Source organism: Aeromonas sp. s12 (genome assembly GCF_040907925.1).
Taxonomy (GTDB): domain Bacteria; phylum Pseudomonadota; class Gammaproteobacteria; order Enterobacterales; family Aeromonadaceae; genus Aeromonas; species Aeromonas veronii.
Genome location: NZ_JBFOCT010000024.1, coordinates 122,673 through 139,399 on the forward strand (window position 1 = coordinate 122,673; position 16,727 = coordinate 139,399).

Sequence of the window (16,727 nt, forward strand, 5' to 3'; positions counted from 1 at the left end):
GGCCATCCCGCGGGATGGCCCTTCTCTTTATCGCCAGGCGATCACTTCTTCTTTTTCTTCTTGGCGGACTTCTTCTTGTCGACCGGCTTTTTCTTCTTCACCGGTACCCGCGCTTCCTTGTGTTTCGGGCGCAGCTCGTCGATCACCCGGCGCTTGAGGCGCTCCTCGGTGTAGCGCTCGATCTTGGCGACCATCGCCATGTCGTGGGCTTCCACCAGGCTGATGGCACAGCCACGGTTGCCAGCGCGGCCAGTACGGCCGATCCGGTGGACGTAGACATCGGCGCCGTAGGGCATGTCGTAGTTGATGACATGGCTGACGTTCGGCAGGTCGATGCCGCGTGCGGCGACGTCGGTGGCGATAAGGAAGGGCACTTCCCCTTCGTGGAACTTGCGGATCGACTCGATACGCTTGCTCTGCTCCATCTCGCCACGGATCCAGGCGCAGGAAATACCTGCAGCCTGCAGCTGGCCGGAGAGCTCCGCCAGACGCTCGCGAGTCTTGACGAAGATGATGGCTTTCTGGGTTTCCGGATCTTTCAGGATGTGGGTCAGCAGCGCCAGCTTGTGGGTGGCGTCATCGGCCAGATGGATCCACTGGGTGATGGGGCGACGTTCGCTGCGGGGCGGCTCGGCGTGCAGCTCCACCGGATCCTTGAGGATCTCGTTGGCGAACTTCTCAAGGCCGGCCCCTTCCAGGGTGGCGGAGAAGAGCATGGTGTGCTTGCGGTAGCGCGCCTCTTCCACGATGCGGTTCACATCCTTGATAAAGCCCATGTCCAGCATGCGGTCCGCTTCATCCAGCACCAGCACTTCGATGTCGTGGCTCTCGAACTCCTCTTTCTCGATGTACTCGAGCAGACGGCCCGGGGTGGCCACCACGATGTCGGTGGTCTTGGTCAGGGCAGGCAGCTGCTCTTCATGGCTGACGCCGCCAATGATGGTCTCGATGCTGAGGTTGGTATGGGCCGCCAGCGCCTTGGCGTGTGCGGTCACCTGCAGCGCCAGCTCGCGGGTCGGTGTCAGGATCAGCATGCGGCAGGGGCCCGGCTTGCGGCGCGGGAAGTCCAGCAGGTGCTGGAGTGCCGGCAGCAGGAAGGAGGCAGTCTTGCCGGTACCGGTCGGAGCGGATGCCAGAATATCGCGGCCGTCCAGGGCTGGCTCCAGCACCATCTGCTGGATGGTGGTGGGGCGGGTGAATCCCATCTCGGCCAAGGCCCGGTTGAGGGCGGGGTGCAGGTCGAAATCATCAAAGGACTGGCTCATGGCAATACTCGGTCATTAAGGAAACGGCAGATTATAGGCGATTATCTCGTCGGCTCCTATTGGTGAGTGTGTCTTAGCCGCTATAATCGCCCACCATTTTTGCAGATGACGGGGGCCAGATGGGACGTAGTCGCGGATTTACCTTCAAACAGTTCCATATCAATCACGATCGCTGCGCCATGAAGGTAGGCACCGATGGCATTTTGCTCGGTGCCTGGGCGCCGGTCGAACAGGCGCGTCGAGTGCTCGATATCGGCACCGGCAGCGGCCTGATCGCCCTGATGCTGGCCCAGCGCAGCAGATCTGACTGCCGTCTTGATGCGGTTGAGCTGGATATTAATGCGGCCAATCAGGCGCGGGAGAATGCGGCTGCCTCTCCCTGGGCCGATCGGGTGACCGTCATAGAGAGTGCCATTCAGGATTATCAGGCAGCCCCTTACGATCTTGTCGTCTCCAACCCTCCCTATTTCGTGGCAGGCCAGTCATTTAGCGATCCGGCGCGGGCGTTGGCCCGCCATACCGGCGCCCTCGACAGCCACGCATTACTGGCGGCCTGCGATCGTTTGCTGAGCCCGAACGGGCAGGTGGCGCTGGTGCTGCCGACGGCGATGGCCGATGAAATTTTATGCATTTCGGCGAATTATGATCTGCATGGCATTTGTTATACAGCTGTTATCACCAGAGAGGGTAAAGAGGCAAATCGTGTTTTATTGCTACTTGGCAGAGGATTAAACAGGTGTGAGAGGGGTGAAATTGTGATCCATTCTGCTGATGGGGCCTATTCCGACAGATATATCCAACTGACCAACCCCTTCTATTTGAAGATGTAAATTTCGTCTTGAACTATTTTTTCACGCCATTATGCTGGTTCCAGATCGAGCGCCCGCTCCAGACCAGCTAAAACCACTGGTTGCGATGAAAAAACATGCGGGGCTCTTTTTTTATACCCCCTGAACACACCCGGTCAGCGACCGATAAAAACTATAACAAGCAATAATTTACAAGACAGACGAGGTTGAACTTGACGAAATCACTCACATTGTCCGATGTACTCGGATTAGGGTTTATGACCTTCGCCTTCTACCTGGGCGCCGGTAACATCATTTTCCCGCCGTTGGCCGGTTACATGGCTGGTGAGCACCTCTCCCTGGCGATGTTTGGCTTCCTGGTTACTGCCGTGGGCCTGCCTCTGGTGACCATTCTGGCCGTGGCGAAAGCCGGTAACGGTTGGGCTGGCATGACCAAGCTGCTGCCTGCCGGTGTTGCGACTGCGCTGGCCGTTGCCATCTATATCATCATAGGCCCGGCTTTTGCCGCGCCCCGTACCGGTCTGGTTGCCTATGAAATGGGCCTCAAGCCATTCATCGGTGACATGGGGCAGGCGGGTCTGGCGGCCTATACCGTGATCTTCTTTGGTGTGGCCATTCTGGTCTCCATGAACCAGGGCAAGCTGATGGACGCCATCGGCAAATACCTGACTCCGGTACTGATGCTGCTGCTGCTGACTCTGGCGATCGGTGTATTCTTAGCACCGCAAGGCTCCATGCCTGATGCGTCCGGTGACTATCAGAACAGCCCCTTCGTGAAAGGGATCCTGGAAGGCTACAACACCATGGACACCCTGGCGTCCCTGATGTTTGGCGCCCTGATCGTCGATCTGCTGCGCCAGAAAGGCATCAACGATTACAAGAGCCAGTTCAAGTATCTGGCCATTGCTGGCTTTATCTCTGCCGTTGGTCTGAGCGTGGTGTACGTATCCCTGTTCCAGCTGGGCAACACTGCCGCCGGCGTGGCGACCGATGTCAGCAACGGTGGCGCTATCGTCAACGCTTACGTACTGAGCCTGTTTGGTCAGCCGGGTCAGTTCATTCTGGCGGCCATCATCACTCTGGCGTGCTTTACCACTGCAGTCGGTCTGATCTCTGCCTGTTCCGATTTCTTCCACAATCTGACCGGTATGGCTTACAAGAAGCTGGTGGTGTTGCTGGGCGTTATCTGTGCCGTGGTGGCCAACGTGGGCCTGAGCCAGCTGATCAGCCTCTCCATTCCGGTGCTGGTTGCCATCTATCCAGTTGCCGTGGCGCTGGTACTGGTCACCTTCATGAAGGGTTACTTCGGCCGTCCCCGTCTGGTGTTCCGTGGCGTGTTGATGGTTGCCTTCCTGTTCGGTTGCCTGGATGGTCTGGGTGCTGCCGGTATGAAGATGGATGCGTTTGCCTTCCTGCCGCTGTTCGACAAAGGCCTCGCCTGGCTGATGCCGACCCTGCTGGCCTGCGTAGTTGGCGTGATGGTGCGTCCAACCGAGATGGCTGCCGAAGCTGCCTGATCACACCCGATCTGATATTGCCAAGAGCCTGCCCCGTGCAGGCTCTTTTGTTTTCTGTGAGCCTCGCTTCTCGCCTCGCTTTGCTGCCGTAATTGTCACTGTACGCAGATAGCATCTGAGCAGCCGTATCTTGCCGCTATAACCAGTTCCCCCTTCTACAACCCCTTCTCACTTCCCATAGGGCACGTGCGACACCTGTTTATGGAGCGCCGAGTTGTTCGACGATTAATTCCGCAGCAGTAAATTGTTTCAAGATATTAATTGGTGATTGAGATCGAACTCCTCTTCTTTATGCTAAAGGTGGTGCGCCTCATCCGGTCCGCGGGCCGTGTGGGGGCGAGAGGTATTGTTACCGGTTATCTGCCAGGCAGTGGGTGCAATCAATAACAAGCTGATAAGGCAGATGAGGTTGAGTTTGACGAAATCATTGAAGTTGTCCGACGTATTCGGATTGGGGTTTATGACGTTTGCCTTCTATCTGGGGGCTGGCAATATCATTTTTCCGCCGCTGGCCGGTTTTATGGCTGGTGAGCATCTGCTGGCCGCCATGTGCGGCTTTTTGCTGACGGCAGTGGGCTTGCCGCTGATCACCCTGATTGCGGTGGCCAAGGGGAGTTCGGGGGGCGGCGCGAGTGGCTGGACCGGAATGACCCGCTATCTGCCCGCCGGGGCGGCGACAGCGCTGGCCATCGCCATCTATATCATCATGGGGCCCGCCTTTGCCATTCCCCGCACCGGTCTGGTCGCCTACGAGATGGGGCTCAAGCCCTGGCTCGGTGATGCCGGTCATGAGGGGCTGCTGATCTACACCCTGAGTTTCTTTGCGCTGGTGATCCTGGTGGCGCTCGATCGGGGCAAACTGCTCGATGCGGTCGGCAAGTATCTGACCCCAGCCCTGATGGCGATGCTGCTTATTCTGGCGGTCGGGGTCTTTATGACGCCGCAGGGCACCATGCCAGATGCCAGCGGTGAGTACATAGATGCGGCTCTTACCAAAGGAATGCTGGAGGGGTACAACACCATGGATACCCTGGCCTCCCTGATGTTTGGCGCCCTGATCATCGGGTTGCTGCGCCAGAAGGGGATCGAGGATTATCGCAGCCAGTTCAAATACCTGACCATCGCGGGGTTGATCTCGGCGGTCGGGTTGTCGGCGGTGTATGTCTCGCTCTTTCAGCTGGGCAACAGCGCCGGTGGGGTGGCGAGCGATATCAGTAATGGCGGCGCCATCGTCAATGCCTACGTCCTGAGCCTGTTTGGCCAACCGGGTCAGTTTATTCTGGCTGCTATCATCACCCTGGCCTGTTTTACCAGCGCGGTCGGCCTGCTCTGTGCCGGTGCCGACTACTTCCATGGCCTGACAGGTTGGGCCTATCGCAACTGGGTGATGCTGCTGGGGGCGCTCTGTGTGCTGGTAGCCAATGTGGGGTTGAGCGAATTGATCGGCCTCTCCATCCCGGTGCTGGTGGCTATCTATCCGGTTGCCATCGCGCTGGTGCTGGTGACCTTCCTCAAGGGATGGTTTGCCCAGCCACAGCTGGTGTTTCGCGGTGTGCTGACGGTCGCCTTTCTGTTTGGTTGCCTCGATGGGCTGGGGGCTGCCGGGATGGCGATGGACGGCTTTGCCTGCCTGCCGCTGTTAGACAAGGGGCTTGCCTGGCTGCTGCCGACACTGTTGGCCTGCATCGTCGGCATCCTGGTGCGACCAAGCGGGAAGTTGGCTGCCGAAGCGGCTTAATTCAGAAACAACGAGATAGCAAAGAGGCCAGCATCTGCTGGCCTCTTCTGTTTCTGCCGGATCCGTTACCGGATCAGATTTGCGGGCCTGACGGCTTGGGTTTGCCCTCCAGACCATACCAGTGGGTTTCTACCCGTCCGGCATGCCACTCGAAGGTGCCCCAAGGCTGCTTGGCTTCCCAGCGCGGGAAGTTGATGAGCACCCGGTTATCTTCGTACTTGTAGAGGGAGGTGCTGATCTGAATGTCCGACAGGATCAACAGCAGGGCCCAGCAGATGAAAATCCATTTCAATGCTTTCCACATAGGGTTACTCAAAGCAAATTTCGATAGTGGCGCGACCGAAATCCGATTCGAACGGCATCATGATCTTGGTGCCATCGGCACGGTGGGTAATGGTGTGGTTGGGGCCGGAGACGATGATGGGGGTCGCCATGTCAAACTCGTAGCCCTTCTCGCCCAGCATCCGCTTGGCACCGCCAGTCACCATGTTGGTGATTTCACCGACCATGTCGGTCACCTCTTCGTTGATGTTGGCGGGCGCTTCCCCCAGCATGCGGCGCATGATCTCCAGCGCCAGCCCCTTCTCGAAGCTGATTGAGAGGGAGCCACGGGTCTGCGGGCCGACCATGCCGATCAGGCCGGAGACGTCGCCGCGCGCCAGCTCATCCATCTTGCGTTTCGGTTTGCCCGGTTTGAGTTCCAGCTGTGCCATGGTCGAGAGCACATTGAGCAGGGATAGCAGGAACGGATTTACAAAATCAGCCTTCATGATGACTTCCTACAGTGGGCGTACAACGGGCACATTGGCCATGTGCCTCTATCGTCTTATTGGTAATAGTAAAACCATGCAAGTGGGCCTGCTCGGAAAACGCGCTATCGATCGCCGTATCGTGAAGCTCGACCACATCCCCGCACTCGTCGCAGATCAACAACTGCATCGGGTGAGCGTGATCGAAGTGGCAGCAGAAGATAAACGCGTTGAGAGATTCCACCTTGTGAGCAAAGCCCTGTTCGAGCAAAAAATCGAGTGCCCGATAGACGGTTGGCGGCTTGGCATTGGCTTCGGTTTGTTGCAGCTGGGCCAACAAATCATAGGCGCTGATGGCGTTGCCGTGTGCCGCCAGCAGCCGAAATACCTGACGTCGGGTCGGGGTGAAGCGGATCCCTCGCTGTATACAGAGTCGCTCGGCTCGTTGTAAAAGTTGGTCTTGATTCATGATCGCGCAGATACCCTTTCTATTAGCCGGATACTATCACAGGGCCTCGCATGGCGCGGCGACAAAATTCATTTTCTGGGGCTGCTTCACGTTGTGATAAAATCCGCCCCTTTCTTTAGCCAACCCGGATGATTTTTATGCAGGCGCAGCGTTTTTCCATCGCCCCCATGCTGGACTGGACTGATCGGCATTGCCGTTACTTTCATCGACTGATGAGCCGCCAGACCTTGCTCTATACCGAAATGGTGACCACCGGCGCCATCATCCACGGTAAGGGGGATTATCTGGGTTACAGCGAGCAGGAACACCCCATCTCCCTGCAGCTGGGTGGTAGCAATCCGGCCGATCTGGCCCACTGCGCCAAGCTGGCCGAGGAGCGCGGCTATGACGAGGTGAACATCAACGTCGGTTGCCCCTCCGATCGGGTGCAGAATGGCCGCTTTGGCGCCTGCTTGATGGGTGAACCGGCGCTGGTGGCAGACTGCGTCAAGGCGATGCGCGATGTGGTCGATATTCCGGTGACGGTGAAGACCCGTATCGGTATCGACGATCAGGACTCCTACGAATTTCTGCAGGCCTTCATCGAACAGGTGCGCGATGCCGGTTGCGACACCTTTATCGTCCATGCCCGCAAGGCGTGGCTGAGTGGCCTGAGCCCCAAGGAGAACCGCGAGATCCCGCCCCTCGATTATCCCCGCGTCTATCGGGTCAAGCAGGATTACCCGGATCTCACCATCGCCCTCAACGGTGGCGTCACCTCCATGGAGCAGACCCTTGAGCACCTGCAACACGTCGATGGCGTCATGATGGGGCGCGAAGCCTATCAGAACCCCTACATTCTGGCGCAGGTGGACAATCTGGTGTTCGGCCAGAACAACGCCGTGCCGAGCCGCCACGAAGTGGTGCGGATGATGCTGCCCTATATCGAGCAGGAACTGGCCAAGGGCAACTACCTCTCCCACATGACCCGCCACATGCTGGGATTGTTCCAGAATATGCAGGGGGCCCGCGCCTGGCGTCGTCACCTGAGCGAGAACGCCTGCAAACCGGGCGCCGGTATTCAGGTGGTGCTGGATGCCATGGCCAAGGTGCCGGAGTTTGCCAGCAGCGAGACGGCCGAATAAGCCTGTTGTGCCAAGGCAAGAGCAACAAAAAGCGCGTCAGTTGACGCGCTTTTTTATTACTGTCGCTTCAATATCTGAACTGGTTGATCAGCCGCGAGAGATCCTGCAGCCGCTCTACCAGCAGGGTGATGCCATCGAGGGCCTGCCTGCTGTTGTCGGCGGTGTGGCTGGCCAGTTGGTGGATCTGGTGTACCCCTTCATCGAGGGTCGCCGTGACGTCGGCCTGCTGACTCACCGCCTGGGCGATCTCGTCGCTGGTGCGGGTTACCTGCCCCAGCATCCGGTTGATCTGGGTGAGCACGTCGGCGGTGGTGCCCGCGTGCTGCTGGCAGCGTACCGAGGTCTGCGCCCCTTGTGTCATCCCGTCCGACAGCTGTTGTGTAGTCTGTTGCAGCGCCTGGATCATCTCGTGGATCTCGCTGGTCGAGGCTCGGGTCTTCTGGGCCAGCGCCCTCACTTCATCCGCCACCACGGCAAAACCGCGCCCCTGTTCGCCCGCCCGGGCGGCCTCGATGGCCGCATTGAGGGCGAGCAGGTTGGTCTGGTCAGCGATTTGACTGATCACCTCCAGAATACCGCTGATCTTCTGGCTGTCGCTGGTGAGCTGGGCCAGCACGGCATGGTTGGCATCCAGCTCCTGATGAAGTTGGTTGACGGCGGATCGGGTGGTCGCCAATGCTTGCAGCCCCTCATCGGAGACCTGCTGTACCTCTATAACCAGATTGCTCGCCTCATGGGCACTGTGGGCCACATCGCGAATGGAGTGGCTCAACTCGGTGATGGCGGTCGCCAGCTGCTCGCTGTGGGCGCGCTGCTGCTGCAGATGAGTATCAATGGTCTGGATATTGCCCCGGTCATCTTCGGCTGCCTGCAGGATCTGCTGGTTGGTGTCGGCGCTGCGCCCGACCACGGCCTTGAGCTCGGCCTGCTTCATTCGCAGGGCCAGTTCGACGGCCGCCAGGGTATCGCGCCGTCGGGTGTAGAGCACCTGACAGAGGTGGGTTCCCTTGTCTTGATCGGCAAGGGTGAGCAGATGAGCCAGCCGCTGCTGCAATCGCCAGCCGTGGATTGCCTGTGCCAACAGCAACAAGGCGGTGGGCAGCAGCCATAACAGGTTGCCGGTGGCAAAGGTAGCAAGGATGGTGAGCAAGGCAGAAGCGGAGAGCCAGAGGGTCAGCTGACCCGGTTCAATGTGAAACCGGCTCAGCCAGGGAAGTGCCTTGCCGCTGCGCAGCAGGCCATAGAGCTGCTCGGCCCAGGCCACATCGCTGGCGGCGGGTTTGGTGCGCACCGACTGGAACTCGACGATCTCCTTCTGCGCATTGAGGATCGGGGTGACGTAAGCGTTTACCCAATAGAACTGACCGCTTTTGGAGCGGTTCTTGACCAGCCCCATCCAGCTTTTGCCCTGTCGCAGCCGCTGCCACATGTCGGCGAAGGCCACCTTGGGCATGTCGGGGTGTCGCACCAGATTGTGGGGCACCCCTTCCATTTCGGCAGCACCGTACCCGGCCACATCACAGAAGTGCTGGTTGGCATAGGTAATATGACTGGCGGGATCCGTGGTCGAGATGAGTGCGATGTTGTCGGGGAAGTGTATCTCCCCCTCCTGATGGAGTCTGGTCATGTGTCATTCCTGAAAAAGCCAACTAACTGATAACTATGTTTTTTATTGTCGTTCTCAGTTAATCATTCTAAGGCTCTTCAGTGACCCGAACTTGGCTTGGGTCAATTAATCAACACAATGAATTGATGAAGTGAGGGTCAGCTGGCCGGTGTGAAATCGTGAACTTCGCCGCTTCTCGGTTTAAAGCGCGGATCGCTATCTTTGTAGCTGCGCACCAGCTCCATCGTCTTGCAAAAGCTGGTCTGCTTGTCGTACTCCTGACGAGCCAACTCGATGGCCCGTTCGGCACGGCGCCGCTCCATCTTGTCAGACTTGCGATCGCTGAACTGTTGCTGCTGGTGCAGCATCCAGCCGACAAACTCTTGCTGGCATTGGGATTCGCTATTGGCCTGCGCGGGCAGGGTCCACAACAACGAGAGCAGTATCAAATAACGCATGTCTGACTGGGCATTGAAGATTAATTGAACAGAAGGGGCGACATTTTAGGCTGGAAATCAGGGTGTGAACAGTATCAATAGCGAGGCCCTGCGGGGCCTCGCATCGTTGTGGCCGGTGTCAGTGTTTGACGAGGTACAGCTGGCGGCTGTAGGCCACATCTTCCGGGTTGTTGATGGGGTAGCCCTTGAGCCATGGCTTGATGAGTCGGGCATTGGTGTACTGGTAGATGGGGGCGATGGGGGCTTGATCCAGCAGGATCGCCTCCGCCTCGCCAAACAGCTTGCTGCGGCTGGCGGCATCCTGAGTGCTGGCCGCCTCTGCCAGTAGCTGGTCATAACGGGCATTGGCAAAGCCAGCCATATTGCCGCTGTGACGAGAGCCCCACAGGCCAAGGAACGCTGAAGGGTCGTTATAATCGGCGACCCAGGAGGAGCGGATCACCTCGAACTGACCACTCTGGCGGCTGTCGAGATAGGTTTTCCACTCCTGATTGGTCAGCTCGACCTCGGCGCCCAGCTTCTGCTTCCACATGCTGGCGATGGCCAGCGCCATCTTCTTGTGAATTTCCGCGGTGTTGTAGAGCAGGGTCAACTTGAGCGGCTTGTCCGGGCCGTAACCGGCCTCCTTGAGCAGGGCCTTGGCCTTGCTGTCCAGCGCCGGTTGGCTGCTGGTGGAGAGCAAGTTGACGGCCGGGGTAAAGCTGGCGGTCACATCCGGAGTGAAGTGATAAGCAGGTTTCTCGCCAGTGCCGAGCACTTTGTCGGCGATCAGGGCGCGGTCGATGGTGTAGGAGAGCGCCTTGCGCACCCGCACATCGTTCAGTGGTGCCTGACGGGTATTGAAAGCGTAGTAGTAGGTACCGAGCTGATCCGGGGTGTAGACCTCATTCGGGATCTGCTGCTTCAGCTTGTCGTACTGCTCCTTGGGGAAGGATTCGGTGATATGCAGATCGCCCGCCAGATAGCGGTTGGTCGCCGCGCTCTCCTGATTGATCGGCATGAAGATCACCTTGGTCAATACGGTATGGGCCCGATCCCAGTAATAAGGGTTGGGGGTCAGCTCCAGCTTCTCGTTGACCACCCGGTTGTTCAGCACAAAGGCACCGTTGCCCACCAGTTTGCCGGGTTGGGTCCACTGGTTGCCGTACTGCTCGATGCTGGCCTGATGGAGCGGCGACAGGCTGGGGTGGCTCAGCAGGTTCAGGAAGTAGGGCACCGGCTGGGAGAGGGTCACTTGCAGGGTGTGATCATCGAGGGCCTTGACCCCCAGCTCGCTGGCAGGCAATTTGCCAGCCACGATCTCGTCCACCTTGTCGAAACGGGCCAGTTGGGCAAACCAGGCGAAGGTGGCCGCCTCTTTCGGGTCGACCAGCTTGCGCCAGCCGTAGACGAAGTCGCCGGCCTTGACCGGATCGCCGTTGGACCAGCGCGCATCCGGGCGCAGATGGAAGGTAAAGAACTGGTTGCCCTTGTTCTCCCAGCTGGCCGCCACCCCGGCAACCGGTTTGCCATCCGGCCCCTGGGTCAGCAGCCCCTCGAACAGATCCCGCAGTACCTGCAACTCCGGCAGGCCGACCAGCTTGAGAGGGCTCAGGCTCGCAGGTTCATCCTTGAGGTGGCGAACGACAATCTGCTCGGCGGCGAGTTGTGTTCCGGCGGGAATATCGGCAGCCTGGACAGCAGCACAGCCCAGCAGGGCCAGCAAGGGGCTCCATCCTTTCATGGGTCGGATCCTTCAAATAGTGTGAAGCGGGGAGAAAACTCGGCGAGAAAATATCGCCGACAGATGGGAAATCATGATATCCCGTTTGCTGGTCTGACCGCCAGCATTCGACTCTCACTCCCAATCGGGGTAGAAGAGCGTTCCCGGCGTCTGTGCAGTTCAATGTGGTGAGGAGTGTCAAACGATGAAAGCATGGTTATTGCTGGCCTGTGTGCTGAGCCAGGGTGCCTGGGCGTTGGCCCCGTGCCAGAGCGACACGGCGGTGGGCAACTGGTGCGAGATCGGCATCGATGCCTTGCACCCGACCCAGGGGGGCGTCGGCCAGATCCAGGTCGATGAGACCCAGGCCATATTGGCGGGCATGAGCGCAAAGCAGCTCGACAAGTTGATGAAAAAGAAAGAGATCCCCGTGGTGATTGCGCCGGATGGCAGCTACTGGCTGGTGGACCGCCACCATCTCACCAAGGCGCTGTGGCAGCAGGGCGTCAAGGATGCCCGGGTCAAGGTGATTGGCCGTCTGCAGGACAAGGCCAACTTCTGGAGCCAGATGCAGAACAACCATTGGGCCTGGCTCAAGGATGAGAAGGGGCAACCACTGACCCCGGAGCAGTTGCCGACCAGCATCGACAAGCTGCCTGATTACCCCTATCGCACCCTCGCCGGACTGCTGCAGAATGCGGGCTACTTTCGCAAGGACAAACAGGTCTATTTCGTCGAGTTTGCCTGGGCCAGCTGGCTCGGCAAGCAGATGCAGTGGATGCCGGTGGACAGCGCCAATCTGGCGGCCCGCCTGCAACAGGCCAAACGGCTCGCCTGCGGCAGCGATGCCAAGGAGCTACCCGGTTATCCCGGCAAGCAGTGCAGCCTCAACCAGTCCAAAAGCGCGCAATGAGTGGATGTGCGATGACGGCATCCAGAGCATGCCGGAGATAAAAGAGGGCGACCCCAGGGTCGCCCTTATGCTGTCAGCGACTGGTTAGCGGTGGTCACTCATGGCGCTCCGCCCAGCGGGCAGCCGCCTGCTCAAGCAGGGCGACGTCACCTTGCTGGATCAGCGGTAGCAGATCGTTGACCTGTTGATCCGGCCAATCCCACCAGGCGAGAGCCTGTAGCCGGGCAATCTCCTCCTCGCCAAAGCGCATTCGCACCACCCTGGCCGGGGTGCCCGCCACCATGGCATAGGGCGGCACATCCTGATTGACCAGCGAACGGGCGGCGATGATGGCGCCGTCGCCGATGGTGACGCCGGGCATGATCAGCGCCTCCATGCCGATCCAGACATCGTTGCCGATGCGGGTATCGCCTGCGGGGCGGTAGCTGCGCTGGAGCGCCGCCAGCTCGGCGAACGGATAGGTGCTGATGAAGGCTGTGTTGTGGGTGTGGTTGCCGCCCATGATGATCTTTACCCCGGCGGCAATCTGCACATAGTCGCCGATATGGAGCCGGTCGATATGCCAGAGCGGCTCCCAGCCGGTTTCCGGGCTGCGGCTGAAGGGATCGCCATGGAGGTAGCGCACCGCCACCTCTTCGAAGGGGCCATCCCAGGCACCCGAGTAGTAGCTGTGCTGCCCCTTGAGGCAGATATTGGGGTTGGCCACCGTCAGGTGCAGGTATTCGACCTGCGACCAGTGTTGGCAGGTGTTCATGCTGGAACTCCTTTGCTGAATGGATCGGATGGGTTGCGTTCGCGTGAGCGCAGCTAATAGATCCAGACCAGCATGCGGGGCACGCAGAGCAGGGAGCAGCCCAGCATCTGCGGGAGGCGTGGTCGCATTGTGGTGTGCACCAAAGAAGGGGGGAAGGGCACGATCATAAAGTCGGGTGCCGGGTTTGCCAAGGTTGCGCAGAGATCCTGCACTAACCCTCTGGTTGATATTTATTCTCAATTAGCCATGATAATACTCCCACCATGACGGATTCGGGAGAGCGAAATGACACCGCAAAGTTGGCAACGATACATGCTGGAGGCGGAGCGTGCCTGGCAGGCCGGTTCGCTGGGGGCGGCGATCTGCTTTTATCAGCAGGCGCTGGGGGATGTTTACGAGATGACCCAGGTCGAGTTGACCGAACTGGCCACCATGCGAGTCGCCACCTGCCACCGGCTGGCCGACTTCTGGCGGGCGATGGATGAGCCGACTTACGAGCTGCGCTACCTGAAACTTGCCTCCGAGCTGGTGACTGCGCTGGTGCCACAGTGCCCCAATCGGGAGTGCGAGGCACTGATCAGCGAGTTGGGTTGCTGTCGTGGTGCCCTGCTCGCCTTTCTCAAGCGCCACCCCAATCCGGAAATTGCCCGGCTGATCCAGCTGCAGGACAAGGTGCAGGGTTGCGAGCTGATCGGCCGTTTTCGTCTCAACTGAACGGATGTGGGCGCGGCTCAGCCCCGCCGTTTGAGTTTCTGGGCGATCCGCTGCTGCGCCTCTTCCCCTTGCAGTGCCTGGGCGAAGGCGCGCGCCTCTAGATCGATGACAAAGTGCACCGCCTGTTTGAGCTCCTGTTTCAGCAGCGCCTTGCTCTTTTGCAGCGCTCTGGGCGGCTTGGCCGCCAGCTTCAGCCCCTGCTCGCGGGCAAAGGAGAGCAATCCATCGGCCGCCACCACCTTGTTGGCCAGCCCGAGTCGCAGCGCCTCCTCGGCATCAATCGCCTCAGCCAGCAGCAACAGTTCGGCTGCCTTGAGGTGTCCCACTAGACGTGGCAGCAGCAGGCTGGAGGCGAACTCCGGCACCAGTCCCAACTCGACGAAAGGAAGCTGCAAGCGGGCGTTATCCGCTAGATAGACCAGATCGCAGTGCAGCAGAATGGTGGTGCCTATCCCTACTGCAGGACCTGCAACAGCGGCGATCACGGGTTTGGGGAAGTCGGCAAGGGTGTGGAGGAACTGCAGTATGGGGTCGTCGGGCTCCAGCGAGCTCTTGCCCATAAAGTCAGCCAGATCATTGCCCGCGGTAAAGCAATCCTGCTGCCCCTGCAACAACAGGACATGCACCTCCTCATCGGCTGCCGCCTCTCGCAGCGCTGCCACCAGTTGCTTATAGAGCTCGGTATTGAGGGCGTTGCGCTTGTCGGGGCGGTTGAGGGTCAGGGTGAGCAAGCCATCCTGCTGCTCGGCAATGAGAATGGGGGCCATGTCTAAATCCTTGTTATTGAAAGGTGCAAAAAAGGTTGCTGCTGGGGTAACCTTGGCGCCGTTTAACAACATCATAAAAGGATTTCAACCATGTTTAAACGTGCGTTTTATTCTCTGCTGGTTCTGGGTATGACGGCGCCTGCACTGGCCAAGGTCGAGGCTGTCGACGGCTATGTGCGCCTGTTGCCGCCGGGCTCCCCCAACACTGCCGCCTTTATGGTGCTCAAGAATGACGCCGATCAGCCGGTCAAGCTGGTGGCGGCGGCTTCTGCTGCAGCGGGTCGTGCCGAGCTGCACACTCACCTGCACGAAAATGGCGTGATGAAGATGCGTCAGGTCGAGAATATCGAGATCCCGGCCAAGGGCGAAGCGGTGCTGAAACCGGGCAGCCTGCACATCATGTTGTTCGAGGTGGGCACGCTCTCCGAGCAGACCCCTTTCCCGCTCACCCTCACCATGGATGATGGTCAGAAGCTGGATCTGTCACTGCCGGTGAAGCCGATTGAGCCGATGGCAGAGATGAAGCATATGAAGCACTGACATTTGTCGTCGTTTGTTCAGGATTGACGCTGGGTATTTTGGCTGCACCGAGTAAAATAGTGCTCTTTTCCATGTATGCAAGAGGAAGTGACGTAATGAAAAAGACGCTGATTGCCGGTTTTGTGCTGGCTCTGTGCAGCCAGAGTGCCATGGCCGCTGACGACTGGCGTTTTGCCGCCGGTGCCGACGTATGGGCCGCCAAGGGCAGTGGTCAGGCTTATGGCACCAGTGCTGATGGCAGCTATGACGACAGCTACAACTGGAACGGCTATCTGCAACTGGAACACGGCATCATCTTCCTGCCGAACGCCAAGTTTGAAGTCTCCGATTTCAGCACCTCCGGCGGCAACTTCAAGAACGATCTGACTGCCTACGATCTGAGCCTCTACTACCGTCTGTTCAACAACGATCTGTTCAAGATCGATCTGGGTATGACCGGTCGTCACTACGATGGCGAGCAGGTCTACTCCGGTCGCAAGGGTTATGACGAAGATACCCTGATGGCCTATGCCGGCAGTGAAGTGAAGATCCCGGGCACCGGCATCGCCTTCTTCGGCGATCTGCGCACTCACGATGCGGACAACTATGACTACCGTCTGGGTGGTTCCTACAAGTTCTCCTCCATGCCGATCAAGCTGCGTGCCGGCTGGCGTGAAGCCAAGGTCGACTTCGCCAATATCGACCAGTCTGTCGATGGCTGGTTCATGGGCGGCGAATTCACTTTCTAATCTGACGTTGTCTGACAACGGGGGTGATATTCTTCGCCAACATCTATCAGAGTATTCTGTCGATGGATGGTTCATGGGCGATGAATTCACTTTCTAATCTGACCGTCGACTGACGACGAGGAGCGATAATGGGCCACATCATAGTGACAGGTGCCGGTTCTGGTCTCGGCCGGGCGCTGACCATCGGACTGGTTGAGCGGGGCCATCAGGTCTCCATGATGGGGCGCCGTTATCAGCGACTGCAGGAGCAGGAGCAACTGCTCGGCAGCGCGGTGATCGGCATCGCGGCCGATCTGGCGCACCATGAAGAGGTTGATGTCGCCTTCGCCGCTGCGGTGGAGTGGGGCGGGCAGCCCGACATGGTGATCCACTGCGCCGGGGTGGGCGAGTTTGGCCCGGTCGGTGTCTACACCGCTGAACAGATCCGCCGGGTGGTGGAGAGCAACCTTATCTCCACCATTCTGGTGGCCCAGCAGACGGTGCGGCTTATCGGTGAGAAAGGCGGAGTACTGGCCAATGTGCTCTCCTCCGCCGCTCAGGTGGGCAAGGCCAACGAGAGTCTCTACTGCGCCTCCAAATGGGGGATGCGCGGCTTTCTGGAGTCACTGCGCGCCGAGCTGAAAGGCTCGCCACTGCGGCTGGTCAACCTCTACCCGAGCGGGATCCGCAGCGAATTCTGGGATAACTCGGATCACGTGGACCCGAGCGGTTTCATGACCCCGGAAGATGCGGCGGCCTATATGCTCGACGCACTGGAAGCCAGAAGCAGCTGCCACGTGACCGACCTCTTTATCGGTCGCAATCCTTGAGGCGAAGCCAGCCATCCGGTTGCCGTCGTCAGCACACAGAAACAAAAAGCGCGCCAAATGGCGCG

At 59.1% G+C, this 16,727-nt stretch carries 18 protein-coding genes; 9 read left to right on the plus strand and 9 right to left on the minus strand.

The genetic code is table 11. The features are described 5' to 3' along the window. Positions 1–41 precede the first annotated feature (41 nt). Positions 42–1,265 carry an ATP-dependent RNA helicase SrmB gene (srmB, locus tag AB5Y67_RS12305; protein WP_064339387.1) on the minus strand — a complete coding sequence of 408 codons (1,224 nt, stop codon included), beginning with the start codon at positions 1,263–1,265 and terminating at the stop codon, positions 42–44. 119 nt (positions 1,266–1,384) lie between these two features. On the opposite strand from srmB, the gene AB5Y67_RS12310 reads away from it, so the two are divergent. The 3 genes from AB5Y67_RS12310 to brnQ (AB5Y67_RS12320) all read left to right on the plus strand — a co-directional run bounded on the left by AB5Y67_RS12310 (position 1,385) and on the right by brnQ (AB5Y67_RS12320) (position 5,329). Next, positions 1,385–2,095: a tRNA1(Val) (adenine(37)-N6)-methyltransferase gene (locus AB5Y67_RS12310; protein WP_199427758.1), complete on the plus strand. Its 711-nt coding sequence runs from the start codon at positions 1,385–1,387 to the stop codon at positions 2,093–2,095. A gap of 191 nt (positions 2,096–2,286) precedes the next feature. Then, positions 2,287–3,591, plus strand: coding sequence for a branched-chain amino acid transport system II carrier protein (gene brnQ, locus AB5Y67_RS12315; protein WP_123172335.1), 1,305 nt, complete (start codon positions 2,287–2,289; stop codon positions 3,589–3,591). 460 nt (positions 3,592–4,051) lie between these two features. Further along, positions 4,052–5,329, plus strand: coding sequence for a branched-chain amino acid transport system II carrier protein (brnQ, locus tag AB5Y67_RS12320; protein ID WP_234881671.1), 1,278 nt, complete (start codon positions 4,052–4,054; stop codon positions 5,327–5,329). A gap of 73 nt (positions 5,330–5,402) precedes the next feature. Here the strand turns inward: brnQ (AB5Y67_RS12320) and AB5Y67_RS12325 are convergent, their stop codons facing one another. Genes AB5Y67_RS12325 through zur form a run of 3 tightly spaced genes read right to left on the minus strand, consistent with a single transcriptional unit; the run spans position 5,403 to position 6,547 of the window. Next, the gene (locus tag AB5Y67_RS12325) at positions 5,403–5,633 is read right to left on the minus strand and encodes a hypothetical protein (RefSeq protein ID WP_040066994.1); all 231 of its coding nucleotides are present in this window, start codon (positions 5,631–5,633) and stop codon (positions 5,403–5,405) included. Positions 5,634–5,637: 4 nt separating this feature from the next. Beyond that, entirely contained in the window at positions 5,638–6,099 is a 462-nt protein-coding gene (locus AB5Y67_RS12330; protein WP_005335807.1) for a chemotaxis protein CheX, read from the minus strand. Continuing rightward, positions 6,089–6,547 (minus strand): zinc uptake transcriptional repressor Zur, encoded by a 459-nt coding sequence (zur, locus tag AB5Y67_RS12335; RefSeq protein ID WP_005335805.1) that lies wholly within the window; start codon positions 6,545–6,547, stop codon positions 6,089–6,091. The genes AB5Y67_RS12330 and zur overlap by 11 nt, the downstream gene beginning before the upstream one ends. Positions 6,548–6,684: 137 nt before the next feature. On the opposite strand from zur, the gene dusA reads away from it, so the two are divergent. Further along, a complete protein-coding gene (dusA, locus tag AB5Y67_RS12340) occupies positions 6,685–7,671 on the plus strand; it encodes a tRNA dihydrouridine(20/20a) synthase DusA (RefSeq protein ID WP_159144370.1) in 987 nt (328 codons plus the stop codon). 67 nt (positions 7,672–7,738) lie between these two features. Here dusA and AB5Y67_RS12345 read toward each other — a convergent pair whose 3' ends face one another. The 3 genes from AB5Y67_RS12345 to AB5Y67_RS12355 form a co-directional block, all read right to left on the minus strand. After that, the gene (locus tag AB5Y67_RS12345; RefSeq protein ID WP_159144369.1) at positions 7,739–9,298 is read right to left on the minus strand and encodes a PAS domain-containing methyl-accepting chemotaxis protein; all 1,560 of its coding nucleotides are present in this window, start codon (positions 9,296–9,298) and stop codon (positions 7,739–7,741) included. Positions 9,299–9,435: 137 nt separating this feature from the next. Next, positions 9,436–9,735: a hypothetical protein gene (locus AB5Y67_RS12350; protein ID WP_005335795.1), complete on the minus strand. Its 300-nt coding sequence runs from the start codon at positions 9,733–9,735 to the stop codon at positions 9,436–9,438. 118 nt (positions 9,736–9,853) lie between these two features. Beyond that, on the minus strand, positions 9,854–11,458 hold the full coding sequence (locus AB5Y67_RS12355) for an ABC transporter substrate-binding protein (RefSeq protein ID WP_139440959.1): 1,605 nt from the start codon (positions 11,456–11,458) through the stop codon (positions 9,854–9,856). Between the two features lie 184 nt (positions 11,459–11,642). Here AB5Y67_RS12355 and AB5Y67_RS12360 point away from each other — a divergent pair, with 184 nt between their 5' ends. Then, complete coding sequence (locus tag AB5Y67_RS12360) at positions 11,643–12,350, plus strand: ParB-like protein (RefSeq protein WP_236367976.1); 708 nt, start codon at positions 11,643–11,645, stop codon at positions 12,348–12,350. A 94-nt stretch (positions 12,351–12,444) separates the two neighbouring features. Here the strand turns inward: AB5Y67_RS12360 and AB5Y67_RS12365 are convergent, their stop codons facing one another. Beyond that, positions 12,445–13,104, minus strand: coding sequence for a CatB-related O-acetyltransferase (locus AB5Y67_RS12365; RefSeq protein ID WP_236367977.1), 660 nt, complete (start codon positions 13,102–13,104; stop codon positions 12,445–12,447). Between the two features lie 285 nt (positions 13,105–13,389). On the opposite strand from AB5Y67_RS12365, the gene AB5Y67_RS12370 reads away from it, so the two are divergent. Next, the gene (locus AB5Y67_RS12370) at positions 13,390–13,818 is read left to right on the plus strand and encodes a DUF2753 family protein (protein ID WP_005335785.1); all 429 of its coding nucleotides are present in this window, start codon (positions 13,390–13,392) and stop codon (positions 13,816–13,818) included. A 17-nt stretch (positions 13,819–13,835) separates the two neighbouring features. Here AB5Y67_RS12370 and AB5Y67_RS12375 read toward each other — a convergent pair whose 3' ends face one another. After that, positions 13,836–14,585, minus strand: a complete 750-nt coding sequence (locus AB5Y67_RS12375) for an enoyl-CoA hydratase-related protein (protein ID WP_201933911.1) — start codon at positions 14,583–14,585, stop codon at positions 13,836–13,838. 90 nt (positions 14,586–14,675) lie between these two features. On the opposite strand from AB5Y67_RS12375, the gene AB5Y67_RS12380 reads away from it, so the two are divergent. The 3 genes from AB5Y67_RS12380 (at position 14,676) to AB5Y67_RS12390 (ending at position 16,662) form a co-directional block, all read left to right on the plus strand. Next, positions 14,676–15,125 (plus strand): copper chaperone PCu(A)C, encoded by a 450-nt coding sequence (locus tag AB5Y67_RS12380; protein ID WP_005335782.1) that lies wholly within the window; start codon positions 14,676–14,678, stop codon positions 15,123–15,125. A 95-nt stretch (positions 15,126–15,220) separates the two neighbouring features. Then, positions 15,221–15,853: a TIGR04219 family outer membrane beta-barrel protein gene (locus tag AB5Y67_RS12385; RefSeq protein WP_005335781.1), complete on the plus strand. Its 633-nt coding sequence runs from the start codon at positions 15,221–15,223 to the stop codon at positions 15,851–15,853. A 128-nt stretch (positions 15,854–15,981) separates the two neighbouring features. Beyond that, entirely contained in the window at positions 15,982–16,662 is a 681-nt protein-coding gene (locus AB5Y67_RS12390) for an SDR family oxidoreductase (RefSeq protein WP_042052437.1), read from the plus strand. Positions 16,663–16,727: the final 65 nt, after the last annotated feature.

Bases quoted from the DNA above. Each gene is read 5' to 3' on its own strand.
- AB5Y67_RS12310 (WP_199427758.1), top strand. From the start codon at position 1,385: ATGGGACGTAGTCGCGGATTTACCTTCAAACAGTTCCATATCAATCAC.
- AB5Y67_RS12370 (WP_005335785.1), top strand. From the start codon at position 13,390: ATGACACCGCAAAGTTGGCAACGATACATGCTGGAGGCGGAGCGTGCC.
- srmB (WP_064339387.1), bottom strand. From the start codon at position 1,265: ATGAGCCAGTCCTTTGATGATTTCGACCTGCACCCCGCCCTCAACCGG.
- AB5Y67_RS12325 (WP_040066994.1), bottom strand. From the start codon at position 5,633: ATGTGGAAAGCATTGAAATGGATTTTCATCTGCTGGGCCCTGCTGTTG.
- AB5Y67_RS12360 (WP_236367976.1), top strand. From the start codon at position 11,643: ATGAAAGCATGGTTATTGCTGGCCTGTGTGCTGAGCCAGGGTGCCTGG.
- AB5Y67_RS12385 (WP_005335781.1), top strand. From the start codon at position 15,221: ATGAAAAAGACGCTGATTGCCGGTTTTGTGCTGGCTCTGTGCAGCCAG.
- brnQ (WP_234881671.1), top strand. From the start codon at position 4,052: ATGACGTTTGCCTTCTATCTGGGGGCTGGCAATATCATTTTTCCGCCG.
- zur (WP_005335805.1), bottom strand. From the start codon at position 6,547: ATGAATCAAGACCAACTTTTACAACGAGCCGAGCGACTCTGTATACAG.
- AB5Y67_RS12330 (WP_005335807.1), bottom strand. From the start codon at position 6,099: ATGAAGGCTGATTTTGTAAATCCGTTCCTGCTATCCCTGCTCAATGTG.
- AB5Y67_RS12345 (WP_159144369.1), bottom strand. From the start codon at position 9,298: ATGACCAGACTCCATCAGGAGGGGGAGATACACTTCCCCGACAACATC.
- AB5Y67_RS12355 (WP_139440959.1), bottom strand. From the start codon at position 11,458: ATGAAAGGATGGAGCCCCTTGCTGGCCCTGCTGGGCTGTGCTGCTGTC.
- AB5Y67_RS12380 (WP_005335782.1), top strand. From the start codon at position 14,676: ATGTTTAAACGTGCGTTTTATTCTCTGCTGGTTCTGGGTATGACGGCG.
- AB5Y67_RS12375 (WP_201933911.1), bottom strand. From the start codon at position 14,585: ATGGCCCCCATTCTCATTGCCGAGCAGCAGGATGGCTTGCTCACCCTG.
- AB5Y67_RS12365 (WP_236367977.1), bottom strand. From the start codon at position 13,104: ATGAACACCTGCCAACACTGGTCGCAGGTCGAATACCTGCACCTGACG.
- dusA (WP_159144370.1), top strand. From the start codon at position 6,685: ATGCAGGCGCAGCGTTTTTCCATCGCCCCCATGCTGGACTGGACTGAT.
- AB5Y67_RS12350 (WP_005335795.1), bottom strand. From the start codon at position 9,735: ATGCGTTATTTGATACTGCTCTCGTTGTTGTGGACCCTGCCCGCGCAG.
- AB5Y67_RS12390 (WP_042052437.1), top strand. From the start codon at position 15,982: ATGGGCCACATCATAGTGACAGGTGCCGGTTCTGGTCTCGGCCGGGCG.